This window comes from Nocardia vermiculata NBRC 100427 (genome assembly GCF_001613265.1).
GTDB lineage: Bacteria > Actinomycetota > Actinomycetes > Mycobacteriales > Mycobacteriaceae > Nocardia > Nocardia vermiculata.
In genome coordinates this window covers 135,132-160,401 of sequence record NZ_BDCA01000003.1, presented here as the reverse complement: position 1 = coordinate 160,401, position 25,270 = coordinate 135,132, and the positions used below count along the sequence as shown (strand labels likewise).

General features: G+C 65.4%; 26 protein-coding genes and 3 tRNA genes. 15 read left to right on the top strand and 14 right to left on the bottom strand.

The annotated features are described in order from the left end of the window. Positions 1–9: 9 nt before the first annotated feature. Positions 10–750 carry a DUF998 domain-containing protein gene (locus NV2_RS06550; protein WP_084474024.1) on the top strand — a complete coding sequence of 247 codons (741 nt, stop codon included), beginning with the start codon at positions 10–12 and terminating at the stop codon, positions 748–750. Here the strand turns inward: NV2_RS06550 and NV2_RS31330 are convergent. Further along, the gene (locus tag NV2_RS31330) at positions 726–872 is read right to left on the bottom strand and encodes a hypothetical protein (protein ID WP_157102767.1); all 147 of its coding nucleotides are present in this window, start codon (positions 870–872) and stop codon (positions 726–728) included. The genes NV2_RS06550 and NV2_RS31330 overlap by 25 nt on opposite strands. A gap of 116 nt (positions 873–988) precedes the next feature. Between NV2_RS31330 and NV2_RS06545 the strand changes: the two genes are divergently transcribed. After that, the gene (locus NV2_RS06545; protein ID WP_067870593.1) at positions 989–1,750 is read left to right on the top strand and encodes a maleylpyruvate isomerase family mycothiol-dependent enzyme; all 762 of its coding nucleotides are present in this window, start codon (positions 989–991) and stop codon (positions 1,748–1,750) included. 51 nt (positions 1,751–1,801) lie between these two features. Here NV2_RS06545 and NV2_RS06540 read toward each other — a convergent pair whose 3' ends face one another. The 4 genes from NV2_RS06540 to NV2_RS06525 all read right to left on the bottom strand — a co-directional run bounded on the left by NV2_RS06540 (position 1,802) and on the right by NV2_RS06525 (position 3,930). Next, on the bottom strand, positions 1,802–2,674 hold the full coding sequence (locus tag NV2_RS06540; RefSeq protein WP_067870589.1) for a hypothetical protein: 873 nt from the start codon (positions 2,672–2,674) through the stop codon (positions 1,802–1,804). Between the two features lie 135 nt (positions 2,675–2,809). Then, positions 2,810–2,885: transfer RNA gene (locus tag NV2_RS06535), tRNA-Arg, on the bottom strand. A 39-nt stretch (positions 2,886–2,924) separates the two neighbouring features. Next, positions 2,925–3,014: transfer RNA gene (locus tag NV2_RS06530), tRNA-Ser, on the bottom strand. A 106-nt stretch (positions 3,015–3,120) separates the two neighbouring features. Continuing rightward, entirely contained in the window at positions 3,121–3,930 is an 810-nt protein-coding gene (locus tag NV2_RS06525; RefSeq protein WP_067870587.1) for a dienelactone hydrolase family protein, read from the bottom strand. Between the two features lie 173 nt (positions 3,931–4,103). On the opposite strand from NV2_RS06525, the gene hisC reads away from it, so the two are divergent. Next, positions 4,104–5,183 carry a histidinol-phosphate transaminase gene (hisC, locus tag NV2_RS06520; protein ID WP_067870585.1) on the top strand — a complete coding sequence of 360 codons (1,080 nt, stop codon included), beginning with the start codon at positions 4,104–4,106 and terminating at the stop codon, positions 5,181–5,183. Between the two features lie 43 nt (positions 5,184–5,226). On the opposite strand, the gene NV2_RS06515 is transcribed toward hisC, so the two are convergent. After that, complete coding sequence (locus tag NV2_RS06515; protein WP_084474022.1) at positions 5,227–6,285, bottom strand: alpha/beta hydrolase; 1,059 nt, start codon at positions 6,283–6,285, stop codon at positions 5,227–5,229. Between the two features lie 55 nt (positions 6,286–6,340). Beyond that, positions 6,341–7,390, bottom strand: coding sequence for a Nickel transporter NicT (gene nicT / locus NV2_RS06510; RefSeq protein ID WP_210749030.1), 1,050 nt, complete (start codon positions 7,388–7,390; stop codon positions 6,341–6,343). A gap of 142 nt (positions 7,391–7,532) precedes the next feature. Here nicT and NV2_RS06505 point away from each other — a divergent pair. Further along, positions 7,533–7,617, top strand: a tRNA-Ser gene (locus NV2_RS06505). 171 nt (positions 7,618–7,788) lie between these two features. Here NV2_RS06505 and NV2_RS06500 read toward each other — a convergent pair. Together NV2_RS06500 and NV2_RS06495 are read right to left on the bottom strand one after the other, a co-directional pair. Further along, positions 7,789–8,046: a hypothetical protein gene (locus NV2_RS06500; protein WP_067870583.1), complete on the bottom strand. Its 258-nt coding sequence runs from the start codon at positions 8,044–8,046 to the stop codon at positions 7,789–7,791. A gap of 318 nt (positions 8,047–8,364) precedes the next feature. Beyond that, on the bottom strand, positions 8,365–8,685 hold the full coding sequence (locus tag NV2_RS06495; protein WP_245662482.1) for a hypothetical protein: 321 nt from the start codon (positions 8,683–8,685) through the stop codon (positions 8,365–8,367). 291 nt (positions 8,686–8,976) lie between these two features. Between NV2_RS06495 and NV2_RS06490 the strand changes: the two genes are divergently transcribed. Together NV2_RS06490 and NV2_RS32940 are read left to right on the top strand one after the other, a co-directional pair. Beyond that, entirely contained in the window at positions 8,977–9,810 is an 834-nt protein-coding gene (locus NV2_RS06490; RefSeq protein ID WP_245662481.1) for a sigma factor-like helix-turn-helix DNA-binding protein, read from the top strand. Positions 9,811–10,097: 287 nt separating this feature from the next. Beyond that, positions 10,098–10,601, top strand: coding sequence for a hypothetical protein (locus NV2_RS32940; RefSeq protein ID WP_373863536.1), 504 nt, complete (start codon positions 10,098–10,100; stop codon positions 10,599–10,601). A gap of 34 nt (positions 10,602–10,635) precedes the next feature. Here the strand turns inward: NV2_RS32940 and NV2_RS06480 are convergent, their stop codons facing one another. Beyond that, positions 10,636–11,001 (bottom strand): hypothetical protein, encoded by a 366-nt coding sequence (locus tag NV2_RS06480; protein ID WP_067870577.1) that lies wholly within the window; start codon positions 10,999–11,001, stop codon positions 10,636–10,638. Positions 11,002–11,210: 209 nt separating this feature from the next. Between NV2_RS06480 and NV2_RS06475 the strand changes: the two genes are divergently transcribed. After that, positions 11,211–12,095, top strand: a complete 885-nt coding sequence (locus tag NV2_RS06475; protein ID WP_067870575.1) for an alpha/beta hydrolase family protein — start codon at positions 11,211–11,213, stop codon at positions 12,093–12,095. A 98-nt stretch (positions 12,096–12,193) separates the two neighbouring features. Here NV2_RS06475 and NV2_RS06470 read toward each other — a convergent pair whose 3' ends face one another. Continuing rightward, entirely contained in the window at positions 12,194–12,703 is a 510-nt protein-coding gene (locus NV2_RS06470; protein ID WP_067870573.1) for a MarR family winged helix-turn-helix transcriptional regulator, read from the bottom strand. 44 nt (positions 12,704–12,747) lie between these two features. On the opposite strand from NV2_RS06470, the gene NV2_RS06465 reads away from it, so the two are divergent. Next, a complete protein-coding gene (locus tag NV2_RS06465) occupies positions 12,748–13,737 on the top strand; it encodes an NAD(P)H-quinone oxidoreductase (protein ID WP_067870571.1) in 990 nt (329 codons plus the stop codon). Positions 13,738–13,789: 52 nt separating this feature from the next. Here the strand turns inward: NV2_RS06465 and NV2_RS06460 are convergent, their stop codons facing one another. Then, a complete protein-coding gene (locus NV2_RS06460) occupies positions 13,790–14,995 on the bottom strand; it encodes a cysteine desulfurase-like protein (RefSeq protein WP_067870570.1) in 1,206 nt (401 codons plus the stop codon). 292 nt (positions 14,996–15,287) lie between these two features. On the opposite strand from NV2_RS06460, the gene NV2_RS06455 reads away from it, so the two are divergent. The 5 genes from NV2_RS06455 to NV2_RS06435 all read left to right on the top strand — a co-directional run bounded on the left by NV2_RS06455 (position 15,288) and on the right by NV2_RS06435 (position 19,614). Continuing rightward, positions 15,288–15,884 carry a bacterial proteasome activator family protein gene (locus NV2_RS06455; RefSeq protein ID WP_067870568.1) on the top strand — a complete coding sequence of 199 codons (597 nt, stop codon included), beginning with the start codon at positions 15,288–15,290 and terminating at the stop codon, positions 15,882–15,884. Between the two features lie 186 nt (positions 15,885–16,070). Continuing rightward, positions 16,071–16,895 (top strand): galactan export ABC transporter permease subunit Wzm/RfbD, encoded by an 825-nt coding sequence (gene wzm / locus NV2_RS06450; RefSeq protein WP_067870695.1) that lies wholly within the window; start codon positions 16,071–16,073, stop codon positions 16,893–16,895. Between the two features lie 8 nt (positions 16,896–16,903). Beyond that, the gene (gene wzt, locus NV2_RS06445; RefSeq protein WP_067870566.1) at positions 16,904–17,710 is read left to right on the top strand and encodes a galactan export ABC transporter ATP-binding subunit Wzt/RfbE; all 807 of its coding nucleotides are present in this window, start codon (positions 16,904–16,906) and stop codon (positions 17,708–17,710) included. Between the two features lie 33 nt (positions 17,711–17,743). Further along, positions 17,744–18,667 (top strand): galactofuranosyltransferase GlfT1, encoded by a 924-nt coding sequence (glfT1, locus tag NV2_RS06440; RefSeq protein ID WP_067870565.1) that lies wholly within the window; start codon positions 17,744–17,746, stop codon positions 18,665–18,667. Between the two features lie 98 nt (positions 18,668–18,765). Next, positions 18,766–19,614, top strand: coding sequence for an SDR family oxidoreductase (locus NV2_RS06435; protein WP_067870562.1), 849 nt, complete (start codon positions 18,766–18,768; stop codon positions 19,612–19,614). A 198-nt stretch (positions 19,615–19,812) separates the two neighbouring features. Here NV2_RS06435 and NV2_RS06430 read toward each other — a convergent pair whose 3' ends face one another. Continuing rightward, positions 19,813–21,723 carry a glycosyltransferase gene (locus NV2_RS06430; RefSeq protein ID WP_084474020.1) on the bottom strand — a complete coding sequence of 637 codons (1,911 nt, stop codon included), beginning with the start codon at positions 21,721–21,723 and terminating at the stop codon, positions 19,813–19,815. Between the two features lie 96 nt (positions 21,724–21,819). Further along, complete coding sequence (locus NV2_RS06425; RefSeq protein WP_245662480.1) at positions 21,820–22,341, bottom strand: GtrA family protein; 522 nt, start codon at positions 22,339–22,341, stop codon at positions 21,820–21,822. Between the two features lie 214 nt (positions 22,342–22,555). Between NV2_RS06425 and NV2_RS06420 the strand changes: the two genes are divergently transcribed. After that, positions 22,556–23,524 carry a glycosyltransferase gene (locus NV2_RS06420; protein ID WP_067870561.1) on the top strand — a complete coding sequence of 323 codons (969 nt, stop codon included), beginning with the start codon at positions 22,556–22,558 and terminating at the stop codon, positions 23,522–23,524. After that, positions 23,521–25,266 carry a DUF2142 domain-containing protein gene (locus NV2_RS06415; RefSeq protein ID WP_067870559.1) on the top strand — a complete coding sequence of 582 codons (1,746 nt, stop codon included), beginning with the start codon at positions 23,521–23,523 and terminating at the stop codon, positions 25,264–25,266. Before NV2_RS06420 ends, NV2_RS06415 begins: the two co-directional genes overlap by 4 nt. The last annotated feature ends 4 nt before the right edge of the window (positions 25,267–25,270 follow it).

The window sequence follows — 25,270 nt, the reverse complement described above, 5'->3', positions numbered from 1 at the left end:
CGGCTCGCGATGACACGGTTCGAACCGTCCGGGGCGGCACCGGAATCCACTCCGGCCGCCGGTGCGCACCCGCACTCCGCACGCGAGCGCGTGGCGCGGCCGGTGCTCGCGGTGGCGTTGATCGTCGCGGGCGTCTGCTATTCGTCGTGGGTCCTGGAATTCGTGCTGCCGATCGAGCTGAACCCGCTCACCTCGTTCCTCAGCGAATTGGATGCCGAGGGCCGCCCGTACCGCTGGGTTTTCGGCCTCGGCGACACGGTGGCCGGTTCACTGGCGGTGCTGTGCGCGCTCACGGCGCTGTGCATGCTCCCGCGCCGAGCGTTGTCCACGGTCGGATGGGTGGCGCTGGGATGTTTCGGTGCGTCCACGATCGCCGATGCGCGCGCACCGCTGCACACCTGTTCCGCACCGTGCCCGCCGTCCGACAGCGGCATGTTCCCGCAGCTGCATCAGATCCACGCACTCACCAGCACACTGGCCGTCATATCAATATTCGTCGCGATGATCGCCTTCACCGCCGCCGCGTTCCGCTACCGGACCTGGCCGATCCTGCGGCGTACCGGGCTCCCGATCTTGATCACCGCGGGCCTGGCCACCGTGTGGATGCTGGTCGCGGACAATCTGCCGGGCCAGTTCGCACTCGGCATCGCGCAGCGCATCCAGGTCGCGGGAATGTCACTGTGGCTGATCACCCTCGCCGCGCAACTGCTGGCGGACGCGCGCAATCAGCGACGGCGAACGCGATCCTGAGCGCGGACCGGGATCGCGACCAGCGATCGTGGCGCGGCCGCCGCGATCGCACCGGACGCCGCCATGGCCACGAATACCGCCAGCATCGCGGCAACGACGAGGAATTCGACAACCGTGTTCATAACTCCACGATGGCACGCGCGGCTGGCACGGATCCGTGTGCAACATGGGTAGAAGCTGAGAATCGAGTCCGATTCGGCCGGTCCCCGCTCTCCCGCTCTTGGGTAGGGTCACCGACGTGACCAGCGAAACGCCCGCCGATCAGCTCGATGCCGTGTATATCTCGACCCGGACCCTGGTGGCGGCGGTCGGGTCGATGCGCGACAGCGATGTCACCGCACCATCCTTGCTCCCCGGCTGGACCCGCGGGCACCTGCTCGCGCACCTGTCCCGCAACGCGGACAGCCTGGTGAACCTGCTGCTCTGGGCACGAACCGGCATCGAGACCCCGCAGTACGCGAGCCGGCTCCTGCGCGACTCCGATATCGAGACCGGCGCCCCACGCCCCCTCGCCGAACAACTCACCGATCTGCGCGAATCCGCGACTCGCTTACACGGTGTCGCGCTGGCCATGCCGCCGGATCGCTGGGAGCACCCCGTTCGCACCCGCGGCGGTAAGGAGATCACCGCCGCGACGGTGCCCTGGATGCGTATGCGCGAGACCGAAATTCATCATGTCGACCTGAATATCGGCTATCTGCCCGAGGATTGGCCCGCCGCTTTCGTCGCGCGCATGCTCGACGAGGTCACCCGCGGCTTCGACCACCAAGCTTCCGTGAACCGCCCGGCAGACGCCAAACCGATGACCTCCGACCCGGGCCGTCCCCCGCTCCCGAGTTTTACCCTGGTCGCCACCGACACCGATTTCACCACCACAGTGGGCCCCGACCCCACCGACACCATCTCCGGGCCCTCCAGCGAGCTGCTGGCGTGGCTGATCGGGCGCAGTGAAGGAGTGGGTCTAACCGGCTTCCTCCCCGAGCTGCCGACCTGGCTATAGAGGGTTCCGATCCGACGCCGGAGCACTGAGGTCTCCCGGTCGCCCTCGGGGCTATTCGGCGAACACTTCTTCGATCTGTGTCGCGGTGATTGCGCGGTCGAACCAGCGGTCGAGACTCTCCAGATCGGTACATGCCCGAATGCGATGCTGGGCCGAGTCGGGAACATCGACCCCACGCGCATCGAGCAACCGCAAGATCTTGTCGATCACTTCCTCGACTCGCCCCTCCGCCCGCAAGCGCTGAGAGGTCTTCGACCGGTAGAACGAGAGGTCCACGCTCATCAGTGTGCTCCAGATTCTCGCGGCGTCGGTACTGCCGAGGCCGAGTTCGGTGAGTTCAGCGAAAACATGAACGTCTTCTTCATTGTGCAGTTCATGCAGAGCCGTGGCCAGTGTCTTCAGTATCGCACCGATCGAAGGGGTCTTGGCGTGCGTAACTGCCGACAGCGTGGCCAGCGGAATGTCGGAGGATGCAAGAGCCAGGTCGGTGACGACCGGCACGTTGTGCGGACCGAGGACCAGCGGACGCACCGTGAGGCTCGTCCACTGCGGTAGACCGATGGTGATCGGCTCGGCGGCCCATTTGGCGGTTGCGGTGTCCTGACAAACGACCAGGAGCACGACGCCCAGCTGGTACTTGGCATAAAGGTGCGCCAGGTAGTACGCCCACGCGCTGGGCTTATCTGGATCTTGCCGACTCTGCGCCTCTACAACAAGCAGGAACGACCCGTCCTCAGCGGTCGTGATCCTGAGCAACGTATCGACCCGGCGCTCCAACGGTCGAATCTCGGTGAGGTCATTGGTAAGTACGGCAACTTCATCGGGATCACCGAATGGAAGCTCGAGGACCCGGAATGCCCGTGCGAAAACGCCGGGATCGTGTTGGAAGAGGCGGTGCATCGCCTCATGCGCAGAGCCGACCATGCCGGACACGGTATGCCGAATCGACAGTGGTAGTAGAAAATTTGTTCGATCGACGGCGTGTTCGATGCCTTCGGCGCGTCTACACCTCGGTCACAGAAAACAAAGCTCCTGAACCAGGTTGTTCAGGAGCTTTACTGGTGCGCCCGAAGGGATTCGAACCCCTAACCTTCTGATCCGTAGTCAGATGCTCTATCCGTTGAGCTACGGGCGCATGGTCGTGCTTGTTCAGTTGTACCCGGTTACCCGGGCTTGGCGGAGGCGAGAGGATTTGAACCTCCGGTCCCCGTGAAGGGACAACTCATTAGCAGTGAGTCCCATTCGGCCGCTCTGGCACGCCTCCTGGAGCCTTCTTTCGAGGGCGCCGGTCCTTTCGAACCGCCGAGAGCAAAGAGTACAGAGCAACCCGCCAGGACGCAAAACGGGTGGTCAAGCGGGTGCCCGGAGGGTCAGCGCAGATGACTGTCGAACCAGTCGAAGATTCTGCTCTGCGCATCACTGAGCATGCGCCGCTCCTCCTCGGGGAGCTGATCGATATCGACGGTGTCGAAGCCGGGATGGTCCGGGCGATGATGCAGGCCGGGGTAGCTGACCACGAGGGTGGCGACCGCCGCGCGCGCCGCGGCATCGCGGAGTTGTTCGACGTGCTCGGCCGGGCTGGCCTCGTCGTCGTCGCCGTAGAGGCCGAGCCACGGGGCCTTCAGCTGGGGCGCGGCCTGCCGCAACGCGATCGCCTCGGCGGTCAGTGGTTCGACGATGCCCGGTGCGGCGACACTGATGGCCGCACCGATCGGGCGGTCCGTCGCGACCAGCAGCGCGGCGGTGCCGGCGTTGTCGAATCCGAGTACTCCGATGGTGTCGGCGAAGACACCGCGGCCGATGAGCCAGTCGAAACAGGCGTCGAAATCGGCGAACAACTCGGCACCGAACACCTGCTCCGGCTCGGTGGAGACCGGGGCAGTAGCGACGGCACCGTTGCTCGTGGCGACCGTCACTTCCTCGACCTCCGGCCGATCGGCGCGATGGAACAAATTGGGTGCAACGACGATCCACCCCTCGGCGGCCAGCAACTTCATCATACCCAGCAACACATGGGCGAACTGGCGGGATTCGTGCAGGACGACAATGCCACCACGGGCGTTGCCGTCCGGTTCCATCACCGTGATGGGCACCCGATCGTCGACCTCCGGGGACTCGGAGCCGTCGCTGGGCTGCCCGCCGTCACGCAGTGGCGCTCTGTCTCGATAGGTGCCCGACATGAAACCAGGTTAATTCGCCCATATAACATTCGGGAGAAGTTGCACATCACCGCCGATATCCCGGAAAAATTCCGACAAACCACGCATGCACCGCACTGTGTGGTGGATCACTTCCTGTTCATTCGGGCAGCCGCGGTGACCGGGGGCGATCCGACGGGAATTAGGGTGGTGGGGTGAGCGCTCGTATTCGTCCGGATCTCGAATCCATTCCGGCCTACGCGCCGGGTCGCAGTAGTCCGGGTGCGGTGAAACTCGCCAGCAACGAGTCCACCTTCGGGCCGCTACCCAGCGTCGCCAAGGCAATCGCCGAGGAAACCGAACTTCTCAACCGATACCCGGACAACGGGTCGGGCGAACTGCGGGCGGCACTCGCGCAATTCCACGGCGTCGAGATCGCCAACGTCGTGATCGGCTGCGGCAGCGTGGCGCTGTGTCAGGAACTGGTCCAGATCACCTGCTCCTCGCCCGAGGACGAGGTGCTGTTCGGGTGGCGCTCCTTCGAGGCGTACCCGATCGTGACCCAGATCGGTCATGCGACGTCCGTGCAGGTCCCGCTCGACGCCGAGTACACCCACGACCTGGACGCCATGGCTGCCGCCGTCACCGATCGGACACGGCTGGTCTTCGTCTGCAACCCGAACAACCCCACCGGCACCGCGCACGGACGCGGTGCACTGATCCGCTTCCTCGACGCGATCCCCGACCATGTCGTGGTCGCGTTGGACGAGGCCTACTACGAATACCTGCGCCTTCCCGAGGCCGACCATCCCAACGGAATCGAAATCGGTCGCGGCCGACCCAATGTGGTTGTGCTGCGCACCTTCTCGAAGGCCTACGGGCTGGCGGGACTGCGCGCGGGCTATGCGGTGGGCGATCCGGAACTGATCACCGCACTGCTCAAGGTGCACATCCCGTTCAGCGTGAACCGGTTGGCGCAGGTCGCCGCCATCGCCTGCCTGCAGGCCCGCCACGAACTCCTCGAACGCACCGATCACGTGGTCGCCGAGCGCGACCGGATGCGTGCGGCGCTGGCGGCGGCCGGCTATCGGGTGCCACCCTCGCACGCCAACTTCGTCTGGCTGCCGCTGGGCGCGGCGAGCGCGGACTTCGGTGCGGCCAGCGCGGAGGCGGGAGTGCTGGTGCGTCCCTACGGAACCGACGGCGTGCGGGTCACCGCGGGCGATCCGCACGAAAACGACCGTTTCCTGGCCTTCGCCACCGCACCGGAAACAGTGGCCCGCTTCGTCGGCTGAAGTTCCCCTGAAGTTCTCGTGAGGTTCTCGAATACCGCGGCGATCAGCGCACGCCGAGCGCGCGCGCCAGGGTCGGCCATGCCCTGGGCAGTTCGTCCGTCCAGTACGGCCACGAATGCGTTCCCACCGGCGGCAGATGGACCTCCGCCGGAATCTGCATCCGTTCGAGCCGGTCCTCGAGTGCGAGCGTGCAAGCGTGGGCACCGGCTTCCAAGGGCCCACCGAACCCGATAGATGAGGCGGCCTCGGGATTGCCCGGACCGTCGTAGGGTCCGGGAACTCCCGAACCGGCGGACAGATAGATCGCCGTGCCGCGCAACTGTTCGGTATGCGCCATCACGTCGTGGGCGAGCCAGTCCGGATCTTCCTGTGTACCGAACATATTGTCCGGATCACCACCGTAGGTGCGCACCACTGCTCGTGCCTGAGCCTGGCCGATATCGGAACCCATTGCGTAACAACCGCTGTGCGCGGCGACACCGCGATAGAAGCCCGGATTGCGCATGACGAGCATCATCGCGGCCTCGGCCCCCATCGAGACGCCCTCGATCGCGCGGCGCCCGTTGCCGTGGAATTTCCCCTCGATCAACGGTGGTAGTTCCCGGGTCAGGAACGTCTCCCACTTGTTGGTGCCGAGCACCGGATCCGGATGTTGCCAATCCGTGTAGTACCCCGCCGGACCACCCAGGGTGAGAACCACGTTCACATCCTTGTCGGCGAAGAACGGCACCGCACCACCACGCTCGGTCCAATTGTTGAACTTGTCACTGGCGCTGCGCCCGTCGAGGAGATAAAGGGTCGGGCGCGGCTTACTACGGTCGGCCGGGAGCAGCACCTCCACCGGCACAGTGCGTTTCATGGCGGGTGAATCGACGAAGATGCGCACGCGACGGTCATCGATATGTTCGATGCGGTCGACCGCGGCGGTCGTCGGGGGCGGGTTGTCCAGCGCCGGTGGCGGTCCCTCCGCGGAACCCGAATCCGCCGGCGGCGGCTCGGTGAACCCCACTGGAGCCGCGCCGATCACCGCACACGACAAGAGTGCGGCAAGGGCGACGCCGGACAGCCGACGCCGTATCCGGCGGCGAACCATGGCCGCCATACTGCCAGAGCGTGCCCGAGGCGTCTAAAGCCACGCCAGTGCCGCGGCCCGGCATTCACTCTGTGGCCAGCGATTCCTCCCAGCGCTGTTCCACACCGGTGTACCGCCAGACCGACAGTGCCACGGCCCACGTCACGGCGAACATCGCGACGATGATGAAGCCGAGCTGTCCCAGATCGAGGCTGCCGATCCAGCCCACCACCCCGGACCGGACCTCCAGCTTGTCCGCCAGGATCGAGATCAACTCCTGCCCGCCGATCAGTAGCGCCACCGCTACCGACAGGCCGGTGATCACCAGGTTGTAGTAGATCTTGCGCAGCGGGCGGGCGAAAGCCCAGTCATAGGCGTAACTCATGAACGAGCCGTCGATCGCGTCGAACAGCGACATCCCCGCCGAGAACAGGATCGGCAGCACCAGGATCGCGTACCAGGGCAGGCCCGTGGCCGCGGCACCACCCGCGATAACCAGCAGACCGACCTCGGTGACGGTGTCGAAACCCAGCCCGAACAGCAATCCCACCGGATACATGTGCACCGGCCGGCGCACCAACCGCAGCACCGGTCGCAAGACCCGGGTCAGGACGCCGCCTGCCTCCAGGTGCCGCTCCAACTGGGTCTCGTCGAACTCTCCGCCGCGCATCCGCCGGAACACTCGCCAGATCGCGATCAACGAGGCCAGATTCAGCACCCCGATGAGAATCAGGAACGCACCCGAGATGCTGGTACCCCACAAGCCGGTCCACTGCTGCAACGACGAATTCTCGTCCTCGAGGTTCGCCGCCAGCACCCGCACCCCCAGCGTGAGCAGGCACACCAGCCCCAGCACCACCGACGAATGGCCGATCGAGAACCAGAACCCCACCGTCTGCGATTTCGCCCGCCCGTTCTCGGCCACCAGTTTGCGAGTGGTGTTGTCGATCGCGGCGATGTGATCGGCGTCGAACGCATGCCGCATCCCGAGCGTGTAGGCGGTCACACCGAGCCCCACCCCGAATACCGCACCGTTGACCGAGTGATGTTGCGGAACCACGAGCAGCAGCAACGTCCCCCACCCGAGGACGTGCAGAACCAGCACGGCGACCGCCATCCCGATCACACCCCGCATACCGGCCCTCCCGTCCACTCGTGCCGATCCACGCTACACAGCCCCGTGCCCCCGCCCCTCCGCATCGGCACACCCGACCGATTCGGCGTCCGCGGACCCGCGCCAGTAATGTGAGAGACCGTTCCGGGCTCCCCCGGAACGAGGTGGGTTGCCCGAGCGGCCTAAGGGAACGGTCTTGAAAACCGTCGTGGTTCACGCCACCGTGGGTTCAAATCCCACACCCACCGCAGATCAAGGGCTTATCTCGCTGGTCCTGTCGGCTCTCGTGGAGCCGCATGGTCCGCAGCGCTTAAGCGCCCCGCCGTCGCAGAGGTCCAGGCTCCACTTTCTTCCGTGTCCATGATGAGCTACTGAGCACCCGCTACGTTCGCTGGTGCGCTCGGACACCCCAGGTACTGCTAACCGGAGTGCACGGTTTGCACCGAGGGCGATAGGCGGAGAGACCAGATCAGCCGGTTGCCGCCATCGGGGTGGGCGGATGCGTAAACCGCCTCACCGGTGAAGGTGCCGTGTTTGCCCTCGTACCTGTAGGAAAGATTTGTCGGTGTGTAGTCGACGTGCCCTGGAGTCTTTGCCCACGCGGGCGCGGCGACGATGAGGCCGGCTATGGCGAGAACTATGGTCAGGTACTTCGTTGCACTCTTGTTGCGCGACATGCGTAATCCCCCTGCTGGACGTGTTCGATTTCCACGTCGACCGGCATGCCTTCCTCGATGCTGGTGATGGACTCACCGTGTACTGCGGAGAGGTGGAACCATGCGAGAGTGCCGTCATGCAGTTCGATGACGCCCGTCCCGTTGCGAGGCTTCCACCTGTAAATGGCACCTTTTTCCACGCGCTGACCCCTTCTCGATGTCCGGTCGATTTTTATCGTTGCACGGATCGAAACAACCGAGTGGGCGCCATACGCGCTGGATGAGGGCACCGAACGAGGACTGCGGTTCGGTGACGATTTCTGTTGTCGTGGAGTGGATTTATCTGCTGCCGCGCCTGTCGATCTCGGGCCGCACGGCCCATCTGGCGAAACTCATTCGCGGCTGGGTTGTCTCGACGTCGGCGATCATCATCACCGCGTGCAGCGTGAGTATGTCGACATGTTCGGTCGACGGCAGCAGCAGTGCGTCCGCATGCCACTCACGGACCTGGTCGGCGAGCGGTATGTGGCTGGTCTCCGCGGGCCACAGCAAGCGGTAGCCGAGCCGGCGGGCCAGCCGACGCACCTGCGCAACTTCCCAATCCGGCGCGTCTGTTTCCGGATGCACCCATCCCATGGCGATCGGCCGGACGTCAGTCATCGGCCGTCGTCCTCACGCTTTTCGCCCCGCAGCGGGAGTCGCACCAAAGCGAACGTCAGCATCAGTAGCCCCGTGGCGAGCAGCAGCAGAAGCCAATCATTGCTGTTCATTGCACTGAACCCCCTTCTCCTGCCGAACGCATCGGCGAATTGAACAGAACACCCCTCGTTACGATCGCCTCGTTTATAGCCCCTAAACCGCCACTAAAGGGCCGATATCAATGTTTAGGGGGGATAAACCAAACAGTACGCCCACACACTCAGACGGTCAAGGCCCTCTAAACTCGGGCCCATGGCTACCGCCGACGAGTTCGAAGAGGTCCGTAAGAACCCGGACCCGATCCAACGCGGACTTCGAGCGGCCGAGCTCATGGTCGAATACCAGCAACGTGCCATCGAACTGGCGAGACTGCGCAAGGCATCCATCGAGGAAGCTCACCTGAGTGGATTGAGCTATACCGAGATCGCCGAGAAACTCGGGGTCACGAAGGGACGCATCAGCCAAATACGATCGTCCGCCCCCAGACGAGAACGAGCCTTCTTCGGCGTCGGCCCGGTCGCTGTCGGGATTCCACGACGGTTCGGGCGCGAAGACGGTCGGGAGCGTCCGTTCTTCGATGCCACCGACGAAGCGGCACGATCCACGGTCGAAGAGACGCTCACGCAACTGTCCCTGGCCATGACGAACTTTCCGATCGACCCGGACCAGACCAGGCCGCCGGAAGGGGACTGCGTCATCATCTGCGGACCGAAATCAGCACCGGTGGCGCAGAATCTCCTCGAGGCAGATCCATTCTTGGGTTTCGATCACGACGACGATGGGTGGTCGATCGTCGACTCCCGGACCGATGAACAGCACCGGTCCCCTTACCAGGACGACAACTCCTCGCGGACTGATATCGGGTATTTCAGCAGGAGGACAGATGGTGAGCGCATCATCGTCCACATTGCCGGCATCACGAGTGTGGGCTCCCTCGGAACCGCGCGGTGGTTGCAAGACAACCTCGATCAAGTTTTCGAACCGACCAGCGCGCTGATCGACGGAGTCGTCGAATGCGACTTCGACGAAGACTTCACCGTGACCAACAGTCGCCTACTCGTCGGTCCGTACACCGAGAACACGTGAAACTCCGAGTCGCTCAACTGCAGGAATTCTCGGCTGCGGACAGGGTGATCGCCGATGACGATTACGTGGCCGTTCTCGATGGAGCGACCTCGTTCGTCCCGGGCGTGCCCGACGTCGGCGTCTACGTCGACACCTTGAGCAACGAACTTCGAGAAAGGCTCTGTGACACAACAGGGGAACTACGCAGAATCCTGGCGGACTCGATATCGGCGACTGCCGACCAGCTCGATCTACTACCCGGTCACAGCCCGTCCAGCACGGTCGCGATTCTCCGGCATCGCGGGACCGTGCTCGAGACTCTGCTACTCGGTGACTCGACCATCGTCGTCGGCGACGTGCGTGGTTCCTGCATGGTCGCTACCGACAATCGGCTGGCCGAGCTGGATCTGCCCGAAACCCACCGGTACCGAAGGCGTTTGAGTGGTGGTAGCGGCTACGACGACACCCATCGGGATATTTTGCGATCGCTTCAGGACAACCAGCAGCGGTATCGAAACCGGGCGAACGGCTACTGGATCGCCGAGGCAGATCCGGTTGCGGCCGAGCACGCGATTACGTCGATCCATTCCGCGGCGGATGTTTCGTGGTCCGTGCTCGCCACCGATGGGGCTTCCGAACGTATTGGCGCTGTCGGCTTCTCATGGGATCGGATCGCACGCAGCGACATCGACGACCTGAACGGGCTGCTCACGGAATGTCATCGCTGGGAAGCAGAAGCCGATCCGGACGGCCGTGTTGCTCCTCGCGCCAAGCGTCACGACGACAAGAGCTTGGTGGTCGTTACACCTTGACGGCTACCCGGGAACCTGACCGTTCTCGGCGCGCTTACCGTGGTTCGACCTGCCGGCCGTACACCGCGTCGAACAGGTCCCACCCGTTGCGGCGGCCGGTGGTGCGCGCCTGCGCTATCCAGCCCACCTCGACGGCCGCGTCGATGAATGCTCGCGCCACGCCGGGCATATTCAGATTCATCGCACGGTCGCCGACCCAGATATCACCGGACACGGACGGCCAGCCGTCGGAGACGCAGCGCTGTCCGTCGGGTCGGAAGACCAGGGTGAGGCCTGCGACCGATCCGAGGGGCCGTAACCGCAGGATTTCCTCGCAGCCGTCCTTGTGCTGGTGGTAGGTCTTCCACAGGTACTGCTGGTCACCCACCGTGAGTACGCGACGGCGGCGTTCTTTCCGCATGTCGTGATGCTAATTCGGGTGCACGGTTTCCCCGGTCGTGGTGACAGCGCCACCACACGGGTGCGACCGTGGGCCGCCGATGTCGTCCACCCGCGCGTCGCCGGAGCTACACGCCACCGACCCCCTACGCTGACCTGCGTAAACCCCATCGTTCCGGGTGTCTGGGGAGCCCGGCGGGAAACCACAGTGAGGTGGGATCGGTGCGCGGAATGTCGGCAGTGGTGGTTCGGTTCGCGATCACCGCGGCGGTGGCTGCTGCCGCGGTCGGGTGTGGCAGTGATACCGCTGAACCACCCGTTAATACCGCCGCGCAGACCATGCGCGTCTCCTACGGCGCCGATCCGGACAACTACGGCATCCTGCATGTGCCCGAGGGGGAAGGCCCGTACCCGGTGGTGGTGCTGGTGCACGGCGGTGGATGGGCCGAGCAGCACGATCTGTCGTATTTCGAGCCCTTGGCGGAGTCGCTGGTAGCCGAGGACATCGCGGTGTGGAATATCGAGTACCGCCGCGTGGGTGGCGCGGGCGGGTGGCCGATCACCCTCGCCGACGCCGATGACGCCACCGAATCGCTGGCGGCGGAGGTGCAGCAGGCCGCGGATGGGCGACTCGATCTGGAACGGGTGCATCTGGCCGGGCATTCGGCCGGCGGGCATCTGGCTGCCTGGATAGCCGGGCGGCACACTCTCGGACCGGATGCCCCTGGTGCGGAGCCGGAGGTGCGGGCGCGCAGCGCGACCATCATGGCGGGGGTCTTCGATCTATCGATGGCGGTCGAGAACGGACACGACCGGTTCGTACGGAATCTGCTCGGCGGGATGCCGGGCGATCAACCGGAGCGGTATGCCGTCGCCTCGCCGATCGAACATCTGCCGGTCGGGATTCCCGTCACCGCGGTGCACGGCTCCGCGGATACCGTAGTCGACCCGGACCAATCCCGCGAGTACGTGAATAGGGCTCGGGCGGCCGGTGATCCGGCCCGACTGCGGATGCTCGAGGGAGTGGGCCATGCCGATTTCGGCGATATCGACTCACCGGCGTGGAAGGCTGCCCGCAGCGTCATCCTGGAGCATGTGACCGACGTGCACAGTTGAGCGGCACACGACGCGTCGGTGTGGTCCCGCGATCCCGGCCATCATGCACGGTGGTGCCGACCGTCCACCGCAGGAATCGACCGTCGGACGCCTCCGCCTCACTGCCCGTCGCTCTTGGTGTTCACCCGGTCGAAGGCGTCTCCGATCGCCGCCAGCTCCTGGGGGCTCACCAGATCCAGGAAATATCGGCGCACGGCGGCGGCATGTCCGGGGGCGGCGGCGCGCAGGCGGCGCATCCCCTCGTCGGTGACGTGGGCGCGCACGCCGCGGCCGTCCTCTTCGCAGCTGGTGCGGCGGACCATGCCCTGATCCTCCATGCGGCGGATCTGATGGGTGAGGCGGCTGCGGGAGGACAGCACTCCGTCGGCGAGATCGCTCATCCGCAGCGAACCGGCGGTCGCCTCGGACAGCATCACCAGGATGCGGTACTCCGAGAGGCTCAGATCGGCGTCGGCCTCGAGCTGGCGATTGAGCTCCACCATCAGACGCTGATGCCCGTCCATGAAGGCACGCCAGGCGCGCTGCTCCTGCGAGCCGAGCCACGGCGGCTGCGCCGAGGCCGGCCACTGCGGCTGCGGTGCCGGGTGACCGTTCGGTTCGTACGCCATGGCGTCATTCTATTGCGGCGCTGAGGAGCACCTACAGTCGAGATATGTACGCGGTGACATTGGATGGTTTCGGTGGTCCGGAGGTAATCCGCTGGGAACAGGTGCCGGATCTACCTCCTCCGGGTCCGGGTGAGGTATCGATCGACGTGGTCGCGGCCGGCGTCAATCGTGCGGACCTGCTGCAACGCCAGGGCTTCTACCCGCCGCCGCCCGGCGCGAGCGACATCATGGGCCTGGAGGTCTCGGGTGTGGTCGCCGAAACCGGCGAGGGAGTGCACGACTTCCGCCCCGGTGATCGCGTCTGCGCACTCCTGTCCGGCGGTGGTTACGCGCAACGGGTCGTGGTCGCGGCAACCCAGGTGCTGCCCGTACCCGAGGGGCTGGATCTGGCCGCGGCAGCAGCACTTCCCGAGGTCGCCGCGACCGTCTGGTCGAATCTGGTGATGCGGGCGGGATTACATGCCGGCCAGTTGCTGCTCGTGCACGGTGGCGGTAGCGGCATCGGCACCCATGCCATTCAGGTCGCGACGAACCGGGGCGCCCGCGTGGCGGTGACGGCGGGCTCGCAATACAAACTCGATCGCTGTCTCGAATTGGGCGCGAGTGTCGGAATCAATTATCGCGAACAGGATTTCGTGGAGATTGTCGGTGAGCTCGGCGGTGCCGACATCATTCTCGACAATATGGGCGCGGCGTATCTGGGCCGCAATGTGCGCGCTCTCGCCGACGACGGTCAGTTGTGCATCATCGGTATGCAGGGCGGGGTGAAAGGTGAACTGGTCCTTCCCGAACTGCTCGGCAAGCGCGGCACCATCCATGCGACCAATCTGCGTAAACGCCCGGCGACCGGCCGTTCCAGTAAGGCCGAGATCATCGCCGAGCTGCGCCGGGACTTGTGGCCGCTGATCGCCGAGGGTCTGGTGGCGCCGGTGGTACATGCCGAGGTACCGGCCACCGACGCGGCGCAGGCCCAGCAGCTGCTCGATTCGGCCGATACCGTCGGCAAGGTTCTGCTGCGCATCGACACGGTCTGAGCTGCCGCCGACACTGCGGTGGTACCGGTCTCGCGCCGCCGGTACTACCGGGTCAGCTCTCCAGTGAATTCAGGGCCCGGCCGAGCTGTTCGATCTCGAATTTCGTGGTGTACGGCGCCAAACCGATGGTGACGGCGCCGCCCTCGTCGTTCACGCCCAACGCATCGAGCAACCGGCTGCCGCCGTGCGCACCACTCACGGTGCCGATACGGTGGTCGGCCAGTTGTGCGGCGATCTTCTCGGCCTGCATGCCGGCGATGGTGAAGCTCACGGTGGGGATACGGGTGGAGGCGCGGCCGATGACGGTCAGGTCGTCGATGCCGTCGAGCACCTCCATCAGACCGTCGAACAGCTGATCGTGATAGTCCTGCAGCGAGGTGATCGACACTTCCAGACGCTCACGGCGGTTACCGGTGGCCTGCTCGTCCAGGCCGGCGAGATAGTCGATGGAGGTGGTCATTCCGGCCAGCAGCGCGTATTGGTGCCCCCCGACCTCGAGCCGCTCGGCCCCCTTGGCGTACGGATTCAGCGACATGGAGGGGATGCGGTCCAGGAAGGCCGGATCCCGGAAGACCAGCGCGCCGACCTGCGGGCCGCCCCACGCCGGTGCGGACAGCGCGATCACGTCGGCATTGAGTTCATCGATATCGATCAGCGCATACGGCGCGGCGCCGAAACAGTCGGCGACCAGCAACCCGCCCACCTCGTGCACCCGATCGGCGGCTACCCGCACCGCGGGCGCGGAGCCGACGATCGGAGAGGCGGCGGTGACCGCGACCAGGCGCGCAGTAGGGCCGATCAGTTCCTCGAACTGCCAGGCCGGCATCTCACAGGTCTCGATCTCCACCTCGGCCCAGCGCACGTGGGCGCCGTAGCGGTTGGCGATCCGCAGCCAGGGTGCGACGTTCGCCTCGTCGTCCAGGCGGGACAGCACGATGCCGGTGCCCAGGCCGAGCCGGGAGCTCAGCGATTCCGCCAGCCACGCCAGCAGGACCGCGCGATCCGGTCCGAGGACCACACCCGCGGGATCACCGCCGACGAGATCGGCGACCGCCTCGCGCGCCGCATCGAGAATCGCGGCACTGCGCCGCGCCGCGGCATGGCGATTGGTATGCGAAAACGCCGAGGTGCGGAAACCTGTTGACACCGCACGAGATACCGAATCGGGGACCAGCATTCCCGCTTGTGGATCCAAGTGAATCCAACCGTCGCCCAGGGACGGTATCAATCCCCGAACCCTCGCGACGTCGTAAGTCATGCTCGCCACTCTAAGGGCAGCGGGCAAGTCGGCGGAACCGTGCGCCGACCGAACGCGAAATCACGCGACATGGCAACCGACTTTCACAAAACCGAACCACACCGAGGCGGACTGAACGCACAACAGGATACTTCCGTGCGAATTCGGACCACATATCCGCTCGGGACAAGGCGTCTCGGCGCCGGTCGTCACCGGAGGCCACGGGGTTCGGTCGGAGGGTCTCCAGGCGTTCTCGGGAGTTCTCGGGGAGGTTCACTTAGCGCTTCGCGCGCGAAGCAGACATCATGGGGACATGACTGAATCGGACGGAGCACCGGATTCCATCGTGGTGATCGGGCCCGAGGGGCGACCGCTGGTAATTCCCGCGGGCGCCGCGGGTGAGGCGCCGTTCGCCGAGCAGGTGACCGGCAAGGGCAACCCCGATGATGCGGAGAAAGCACAGGCCGGGGGCGAGGAATCGCTGGCCGACATGGTCGAGCAGCCCGCCAAGGTGATGCGGATCGGCACCATGATCAAGCAGTTGCTCGAGGAGGTGCGGGCGGCTCCGCTGGACGAGGCCAGCCGTAATCGCCTCAAGGAGATCCACAAAACCTCGGTGCACGAGCTGGAGCAGGGACTTTCCCCGGATCTGCGGGACGAGCTGGAACGCCTGGCACTGCCGTTCAGCGAAGATTCCGTGCCCTCGGACGCCGAGCTGCGGATCGCGCAGGCCCAGCTGGTCGGCTGGCTGGAAGGGTTGTTCCACGGCATCCAGACCGCGCTGTTCGCCCAGCAGATGGCCGCGCGGGCCCAGCTCGAGCAGATGCGGCACGCCTTGCCGCCGGGTGCACAACTGCCGCGCGACGGCGGTCAGGGCGGGTCGGTGACCGGGGGCGGTCAGTACCTTTGAGGAACCTCTGAAAGCCCCGCCACAACACCCACGGAAACCTCTGCTGAACACCATCGATCACGTGCTGCCCTCCGGTACCCACCGGTCCGGATCGGCACTGCGCTACAGTCGTGCACTGTGCCAGCAGCTGCCCCCGCCGATTCGGCGACAGCCGAACACACACCGGCCGACGCGACGGTGCCCCTGATGTCGAAACCACAATCTTTCTCGCGGGCCTTTCAAGACCTCCGTGAAGGGTTCAGTCAGCGTGAGCTGTGGCTGTCGCTGGGCTGGCAGGACATCAAGCAGCGCTACCGACGGTCGGTGATCGGCCCGTTCTGGATCACGATCGCCACCGGCCTCCAAGCCGCTGCGATGGGCGTGCTGTATTCCGCGATCCTGAACCAGGATCTGTGGACTTATCTGCCGTACGTGACCATCGGGCTGATCGTCTGGAATGTGATCAACAACAGCATCCTCGAGGGTGCCGATGTGTTCATTTCCAACGAGGGCCTGATCAAACAGCTGCCTTCGGCGCTGAGTGTGCACGTATACCGGCTGGTCTGGCGGCAATTACTGTTCTTCGCGCACAACAGCGTGATCTACCTGATCATGCTGGTCGGCTTCGGCGTCTGGAAGCATCTGGACTTCTCGGTGCTGCTCGCACTGCCGGCGATCCTACTGCTGTTCCTGAACGCCGCCTGGGTGTCCATCGTGTTCGGCATCTTCTCCACCCGTTATCGCGACATCACCCCGATCCTGGGCAGTACGACACTGATGCTGTTCGTGTTGACGCCGGTCATGTGGACCACGAAGGCACTGCACGACCAGGGCGGTCAGATGAGTGAGCGGGCGAAGCTGGTGGAGATCATCCCGACCTACCACTATCTGGAGATCGTGCGCGCGCCATTGCTCGGTGACACGATCTATCTGCGTTCGTGGATCGTGGTGGGTGTGATCACCGTGCTCGGCTGGGCCGTGGCACTGCTGGCGTTGAAGCAATACCGTTCCCGCGTGCCGTACTGGGTGTAGAGGGCAAAATGACCGGAGTAAGCATCGAGACCCACGAAGCGTGGGTCGAGTTCCCCATTTTCGACGCCAAATCGCGATCGCTGAAGAAGGCGTTCCTCGGCAAGGCGGGCGGCTCCATCGGGCGCAATCAGTCCGATGTGGTGGTCGTGGAGGCGCTGCGCGACATCACGCTGTCGCTGAAGGAAGGCGACCGGGTCGGGTTGGTCGGCCACAACGGTGCCGGTAAGTCGACCCTGCTGCGGATGCTGGCCGGCATCTACGAACCCACCCGCGGCAGCGCTCAGGTGCGTGGACGGGTGGCGCCCGTCTTCGATCTCGGTGTCGGGATGGACCCGGAGATCTCCGGTTACGAGAACATCATCATCCGCGGCCTGTTCCTCGGCCAGACCCGCAAGCAGATGCTGGCCAAGGTCGACGAGATCGCCGAATTCAGCGAACTCGGCGAATACCTGAACATGCCGCTGCGCACCTACTCCACCGGTATGCGGGTGCGGTTGGCGATGGGCGTGGTCACCTCGATCGACCCGGAGATCCTGCTGCTGGACGAGGGGCTCGGCGCCGTCGACGCCGAGTTCATGAAGAAGGCCCGCAACCGGCTGCGCGACCTGGTGGCACGTTCGGGAATTCTGGTGTTCTGCAGCCATTCCAACGAATTCCTGGCCCAACTGTGCGACAGCGCGATGTGGATCGACCACGGTTCGTTGCGTATGCAGGGTGAGATCGAGGATGTGGTGCGCGCCTACGAAGGCCCGGAGGCCGGCGACCACGTGGCGCAGATTCTGCGTGAGCTCGAACTCGAACGTAACCCCGCGTAATTTGTGCCCGCGCGTACGACAAGGACATGAGTAATGAGTGATCAGGCGGCCTCGTCCGCGGACAGCGGTGCGGCCCGGATCATCGCGGTGGTCGTCACCCACAAACGGCGCGAGCTGCTCAGTGAATCGCTGCGCGTGCTCGCCGCCCAGACCCGCCCGATCGATCACCTGATCGTCATCGACAACGGCAACGAGCCCGAGGTCGGTGACCTGGTGCGCGAGTTGCCCATCGAATCCACCTATCTGGGTTCGGAACACAATCTCGGCGGCGCCGGCGGTTTCGCGCTGGGTATGCTGCACGCGCTCACCATGGGTGCCGACTGGGTGTGGCTCGCCGACGACGACGGCCGTCCCGAGGGGCCCGAGGTCCTGGAGAAATTGCTCGACTGCGCGCAGCGGCACAATCTGGTGGAGGTCTCGCCGGTCGTTGCGGATATCGACGATCCGGACCATCTGGCATTTCCCCTGCGCCGCGGTGTGGTGTGGCGGCGGCTGCGCTCCGAACTGGGCGACGAGGATTTCCTGCCCGGTATCGCCTCGCTCTTCAACGGCGCCCTGATCTCGGCGCAGGCACTCGAGGTGATCGGCGTACCGGATCTGCGCTTGTTCGTGCGCGGTGACGAGGTGGAGGTGCATCGACGGCTGGTCCGGTCCGGGCTACCGTTCGGGACCTGCCTGCAGACCGCCTACCTGCATCCCAACGGCTCCGCGGAATTCAAGCCGATCCTGGGCGGGCGGATGCACACGCAGTACCCCGACGACCCGGTGAAGCGGTATTTCACCTACCGCAACCGCGGCTATCTGATGGCCCAGCCGGGAATGCGCAAACTGCTGCCGCAGGAATGGGCCCGGTTCTCCTGGTTCTTCCTGGTCCAGCAGAAGGATCCGGCTGGATTGCTGGAGTGGTCCCGGCTGCGCAAACTGGGCCGCCGCGAACAGTTCCACAAGCCGGACTGAGTCCCGCTCACCTGCACTTTCGGAGAGTTCCCCTCGCCGCGGCGCGCAGCATCACCGATCATGGAGTCGGGATACAGCGCAGACGATGGGAGCAGGATATGAGCGACGCTGGTAAGTCACTGGCCGGACGCACCATGATCATGTCGGGCGGCAGCCGCGGGATCGGCCTCGAGATCGCCAAGCGGGCCGCCGCCGACGGCGCGAATATCACCTTGATCGCCAAGACCGATCAGCCGCATCCGAAACTGCCCGGGACCATTCACACCGCGGGCGCGGAGCTCGAGGAAGCCGGCGGGCAGGTCCTGAAATTCGTCGGTGACGTGCGTGACGACGAGGCCGTGGCCGAGGCGGTACGGCAGAGCGTGGAACGATTCGGTGGCATCGATATCGTCGTCAACAACGCCTCGGCGATCAATCTCTCCCCCACCGAGACGCTGCCGATGAAGGCCTACGACCTGATGCAGGACATCAACTGCCGCGGCAGTTTCCTGTTGTCCAAGACCAGCATTCCGGCGCTGAAGGATTCGGCACAGGCCGGCCGCAATCCGCATATCCTTACCCTGTCGCCGCCGCTGAATCTGGACCCGAAATGGGCGGGCAGCTCACTGGGGTACACCATCGCCAAGTACGGGATGTCGCTGACCACATTGGGTTTGGCCGAAGAGCTGCGTACCTACGGTATCGGCGTGAATTCGCTGTGGCCGCGCACCACGATCGGTACCGCCGCGGTGCGCAATCTCCTCGGCGGCGAGGAGATGGTGCAGACCTCACGCACCCCCGATATCTACGCCGACGCCGCGTACCTGGTTCTCACCTCCTCCGCGAAGGACACCACCGGCAACTTCTTCATCGACGACGATGTTCTCGCCGCGCACGGGATCACCGATCTCGACAAGTACCGGGTGGTCCCGGGCGACGGCCCGCTGACCACGGACCTGTTCCTGTAGCCCGTTACAGCCGGTTCACGTAGTAGCCCACCTGACTGAACGACAGGTAGCGCGGCCAGGAGCCAACTGCACGGCCGGGGATCGGACCGCACGGCGACGCAGCGGGACCGGTGGCGCCCTGGCAAGCCGGTGGGCGGTGGAGCCGAGTCCGTGGGGGCCGAGTATGTCCTCGAGCCCCCACGGCTTTCCGGCGGTGCCTCAGAGGCCGTACAGCCGCTCCCAGTTCTCGCGGCTGATCAGTTCCGGTGCGGCGCTGCGGTATCGGCGGCTGAGGTCCGGCAGTTCGCGGCGCAGGCGGCGCATGGCCACGACGGTGCGCAACAGCAGTGCGCGGGCCTTCGCCTTGTCCCGCCGCCGGATGCGCACGCCGGACTGCGAGGCATCGGTCACGACCACGTGGTCGAACAGGCCCAGGTGCCACCAGTGCGCATCCTCGCGGGTCACCCCGACGACACCGTGCTGGGTCCGGCCGGTCCACTGCTGGAATGCCCGTTTACACAGCACCAGCAGCGGCCGGCTCGGCTCACTGCCCGCACGGCGCAGGTGCAGGTCCGCCTGCGGGACGGGCATCGTCGCCGCCGCATGCTTTTTGGTCTCGCCGTAGTCGCCGCGGCTGGTGCGGGCGGTGGCCAGCGCTTCGATACCGCCGTCGCGCAACACCTTCGGGCCTTTCAGGAAGTCCTCGATACCTTGCAGCGTGGTGTGCGCGAGGCCGTACTGCATACCGACCAGGTATTCCACGAGTTCGCGGAACAGCTTGCGGGTCACCGTCTTCGGGTCCAGGTCGGTGTGCATGGAGCTGACGATCAGTGAGTTGCGGGTGCTGAAGTAGCGCGCCCAGTCGTCGAAGTCCTTCCAGTAGAAGTCGGCATGCCAGACCGCGGCGTTCGGCAGCGTCACGGTCACGAACCCGGCCTCGCGGGCGCGCACACCGTATTCGACGTCGTCCCACTGGAAGAAGATCGGCAGCGGCAGCCCGATCCGGTCGATCACCTCGGCCGGGATCAGGCAGGTCCACCACGCGTTGTAGCCGGCGTCGACGCGGCGTTCCTGGTTGTACTCCAGCATGCTCACGTTACCCAGCGCCTTGGGCACCTTCTGACCGTGCCGCAGCTGGTTCAGGTGCACTTCCTCGGCACCGACATTGAGGTAATCGGGATTGAGCAGGTACAGCATCTGCGCGCCGACGAGGGTCGGTTCCACGGTGAGATTGGCGAATGCACTGAGCCGCAACACTGTTTCGGGCTCACAGAGGATGTCGTCGTCCATCAGGATGACGTCCGCGTGCTCGGCACCATCGAGGCTGCCGGCCGCGGACACCTCGTAGAGACCACGGGTGAACCCGCCCGCACCACCCAGGTTCGGCTGCCGGAGGTAGTGCAGCTTGTCGCCGAAGCGAGGCTCGGTCTGCTGGAAGAGTTCCTGATCCGAGACCAGATCGGTGCCCTGATCCACCACGTAGACCGCGGCGAGGGCGCCCAGGACTTCCGGATCCGAGGCCAGCGCGGCGACGGTGTGCGCGCAGTCCTGGGCTCGGTTGAAGGTGCAGATCGCGATGGCCACCGGCCGCAAGCGCTCCGGTGCGGGCGCGGACCAGTTCAGCTCACTGATCGCGAGTCCGCCTCCGACAGCGTCGAATTCGACCCACAGCGCTCCGCCGTCCACGTACTGATCCAGCGGGGCGCGCAGGGTGACGGTGCCGTCGGCAGTGACCTCGGCGGAATCGATGGTCCGGCGGTGTCCGGCGATATCGGAGGCGGCGAGCCGGATGCGGGCCCGATCGCCGACCTCGAGCCGCATCGTCACCTCGACGTCGGTCACCGTGGTCCAGCGCTGCCAGTAGCTGGCGGCGAAGCGGCCGAAGTAGGTGTTGGTGTGCGCGTGGGCCCCCTTCTCCAGCCGCAGCGACAGCCGCTCGCGGGTCGACTTGCCCTCGACCACGGCGTACAACTCGTCACTGATCTTCGGCGCGGGGCCGGTGAAGATGCCACGGGCCAGTACCAGGCGATCGGGCGTACGGTCCGGTGTCCGGGATGGGTCGGGCGCGGGGTCGACGACCTTGCGGTCGGTATCGGATGCGGTCACGGCCTGGCCAGCCGACTGGTCCATGGTGGATTCCCTCGTAAACAGTGTCCGATGGCGCCGAGTGCGGCGCGGGCGCGGTCAAATACGGGCTCGGTGCGAGCGATACCCATTATGTCCGTCTCACCGGCTCGTCCCGGTGCGGGTATCCCGCACATCGGCGCCGGGCCGGTGCTCGGCGAAGACGAAAGTGTCGTAGGCCCAGTAACGGAACACCACGGCCACGATCTGACCTATAAGTGTTCCGGAAATATTGTCGGCCAGCGGCGACGACAGGTCCAGCACATAACGGGAAAACCCGAGACACCCCAGCTGCAAACCGATGGCGACGACATTGAACAGCGCGTACAGCAGGTATTCACGACCGCGACTACCGCCCTGTTTGTGCGCGAAGGTCCACCATTTGTTACCGAAATAGGTGACGATCGTGGCCGTCAGAATCGAAATGATCTTCGCTGGGATCGGCGCGTCGCGCATGACGCCGTTCCAGAAGACGAGCAGGTTGTATGTTCCCGCGTCGACCAGGAAACCGACTGCTCCCACCACCAGGAATGCCGAACCCTGTCGTAATGCGGTGACGGCCTTGGCTCGCCAGGTGTCGCCGGTTCGATCGACCGGTTCGGTCGCCATCTCACTACTGGCCACCCCGCGACGGTACCGCACCGGGGTGTGCGCACTGCACAACACCGGCCGGCGGTCGGCGCCGCTCACTCGTGACCAGCGCGCCGTGGCACCCGGTCGGCCTGGGCACACCGGTGGACGCCGACACAGCGAGGGTTCGCGGGCGAGCACCCCGTGTCGACCTGTACCCTCCCGGTGTTCCGTATTTCATCGGCCGATCAAATGAGGGATTGACGGGGTGAACCCCACCGAACTTCGCATTGCCGCAGTCGTGCCCTGCTACAACGAGGAGGCTGCGGTCGCCAAGGTGGTCACGGACCTCAAGGCTGCCGTGCCGGGCATCGTGGTCTACGTCTACGACAACCGCAGCACCGACGCCACCGCCGAAAGAGCCCGGGAAGCCGGCGCGATCGTGCGTGCCGAGACGACCAAGGGCAAGGGCAACGTCGTGCGGCGCGCGTTCGCCGACATCGAGGCCGATGTCTACCTGATGATCGACGGTGACGACACCTACGACGCCTTCGCGGCGCCGAAGATGATCGAGGCGCTGCTGTCGGGCCCCTACGACCACGTCCTGGGCGTGCGTAAGCAGGACGAGGGTGCGCAGGCCTACCGAGCCGGTCACGAAGCCGGCAATCGCGTGCTCAACGGCGTGGTCGGCAAGGTATTCGGCGAGAACGTCGAGGATATGCTCTCCGGTTACCGGGTGTTCTCCCGGCGATTCGTGAAGAGTTTCCCCGCGGTGTCCCGCGAATTCGAGATCGAAACCGAATTGACCGTGCATTCCCTGCATCTGCGGGTACCCCAGACCGCGGTCCGGGTGGGATTCCGCGATCGCCCCGAGGGCAGTGAATCCAAGCTGCGGACATACCACGACGGTTTCAAGATTCTGGGACTCATCGCCGGTTTGGCCCGCCACGAACGACCGGTCGCCTTCTACGGCCTGTTCGGCACCCTGGCCTGGTTGATCTCGATCATTCTGACCGTGCCGATCGTGATCCAGTACTACGAAATCCACGAGGTACCACGTTTCCCGACGTTGTTCCTCGCATTCACGTTGTTGCTACTCGGCAGTCTGGCGTGGACGGCGGGTCTGATTCTCGACGGAATTCGCCGCTCCCGGCACGAGGCTGCCCGGCTCATGTATTTGCGATATTCGGCAGTGGGCACCGAGACCTCCGAGCAGGTCGGGCAGGCGCGGCAATGACGACCCGGGCCGACAACGAGGCCGGCGAGCAGAAGAACCAGGATTCAGCGTCCGCCACGGCCGCAGACGCCGACAACTCCACCGCGACGGCTACCGACGAGCCCGGCACCGCGGCAGAGTCCCGCAGCACTCCGGCCGAGCTCCCTGGCGCCGCGGCCGAACCTTCGAGCATCACAGCCGAGACTTCGAGCACGACGGCCGCGCCCCCGAGCGCCACACCCGCGGGGCCGGGCGCTTCGGAGGCCGACGATGCGGGTGACGCCGCCCGCGACCCCGCGCGCCACGGCGTGTTCCAGCGCGCCTGGTTCGGCCTGAATCAGCACTTCGGTGCCGCCGCAGCGGCTTTCGTGGTGGTCGCCGGGATCTTCGGCATCGTTTTCGCGGCCATCACGCCGCCGTTCTGGGGTCATGACGAGATCACCCAGTTCGGCCGCGCCTATCAGGTCGCGCACGGCGGCATCACTCCGGAGCGGATCGTCGACGATCGCGGAATCTCCTACGGCGGGCAGATTCCGGTGAGTATCGACGCGATGATGGGCTACGCGTTCAGCGACTACAACAGTCGCCCGCCGGAGCCGGCACCGATGGCCGCCGAGTCCGGTGCCTACGACCGCCTCGGCGCCGCGCCGGTGACCACGTCGGACACCAAGCAGATGTGGTTCACCAATACCGCGGCCTACTCACCGGTCGCGTATGTGCCTGCGGCCCTGGGCATCAGGATCGCGGAGGCGACCGGACTGGATGTGAACGGCATGGTGCTGACGACCCGGCTGGCCGGGCTGCTCGCCTATCTGGTGCTGGTCGGGTTCGCGCTCCGGGCGTTGCGCGGCTTCCGCATCCAGTGGCTGGCGTTCACGGTCGCCGTATTGCCCATCGCGATCTTCCAGGCGGGGACGGTGACCGCCGATACGATCACCAACGCGCTGGCCATCCTGGTGTCCTGTCTGCTGGTGAAGGGGGTCTTCTTGGACTCCCGGCTGACGAAAACCGAGGTGGTGGCTGCTCTGGCGACGACGCTGGCGCTGCCGCTGAGCAAGCCGACCTATGTCATCCTCGCCATGCTGGTGGTGCTGATTCCGGCCCGCCAGTACGGCTTCGGCAAGATCCTGCGCTGGCTGCCGTGGTGTTTCGCGGTACTGGGCGCGGCGCTGTTCGCGGTGTGGATGAAGATCGCGGCACCCACGACCGACGGTATGGGCCTGATGCGTAAGCAGGCCGAATGGGACTCGGTCCGGCCCGACGATCAGCTGAGCGGCATCCTGTCCGACCCACCGCATTTCGTGAACGTGTTCATCGACAGCATCTGGTACCGGGACGAGAAGTGGTTCACCCAGTTCTTCGGTGAGCTGGGCTTCTCCTATATCGATGTTCCCGCGACGACGATTCTGGCCTGCCTGCTGGCGCTGGCCGTCAGCATCGGCATCGCGGATCGGCTGACCGGTAATCGGTGGCGTACCTGGGCGGTGCTGCTGACCGTCGCCGCCAGCGTGGCCATGGTGTACGTGACGCTGTACATGTCGTTCACGCCGGTGGACTACTGGCTGATCGACGGCGTGCAGGGCCGCTACTTCGTTCCCTTGGCGATCGCCGGTTTCGCGGTGCTGCTGCGCTGGATGCCGTTGCGACTGACCGATGCGCGCGGGGTGACGCCACTGCGAGGTCCCGCGATCACCATCGTGGTCGCGACCGCGGTGGCTCTGGCCGCGGCCGCGATCAAGTACAACGTCATGGTCTGGGGCTGACGCA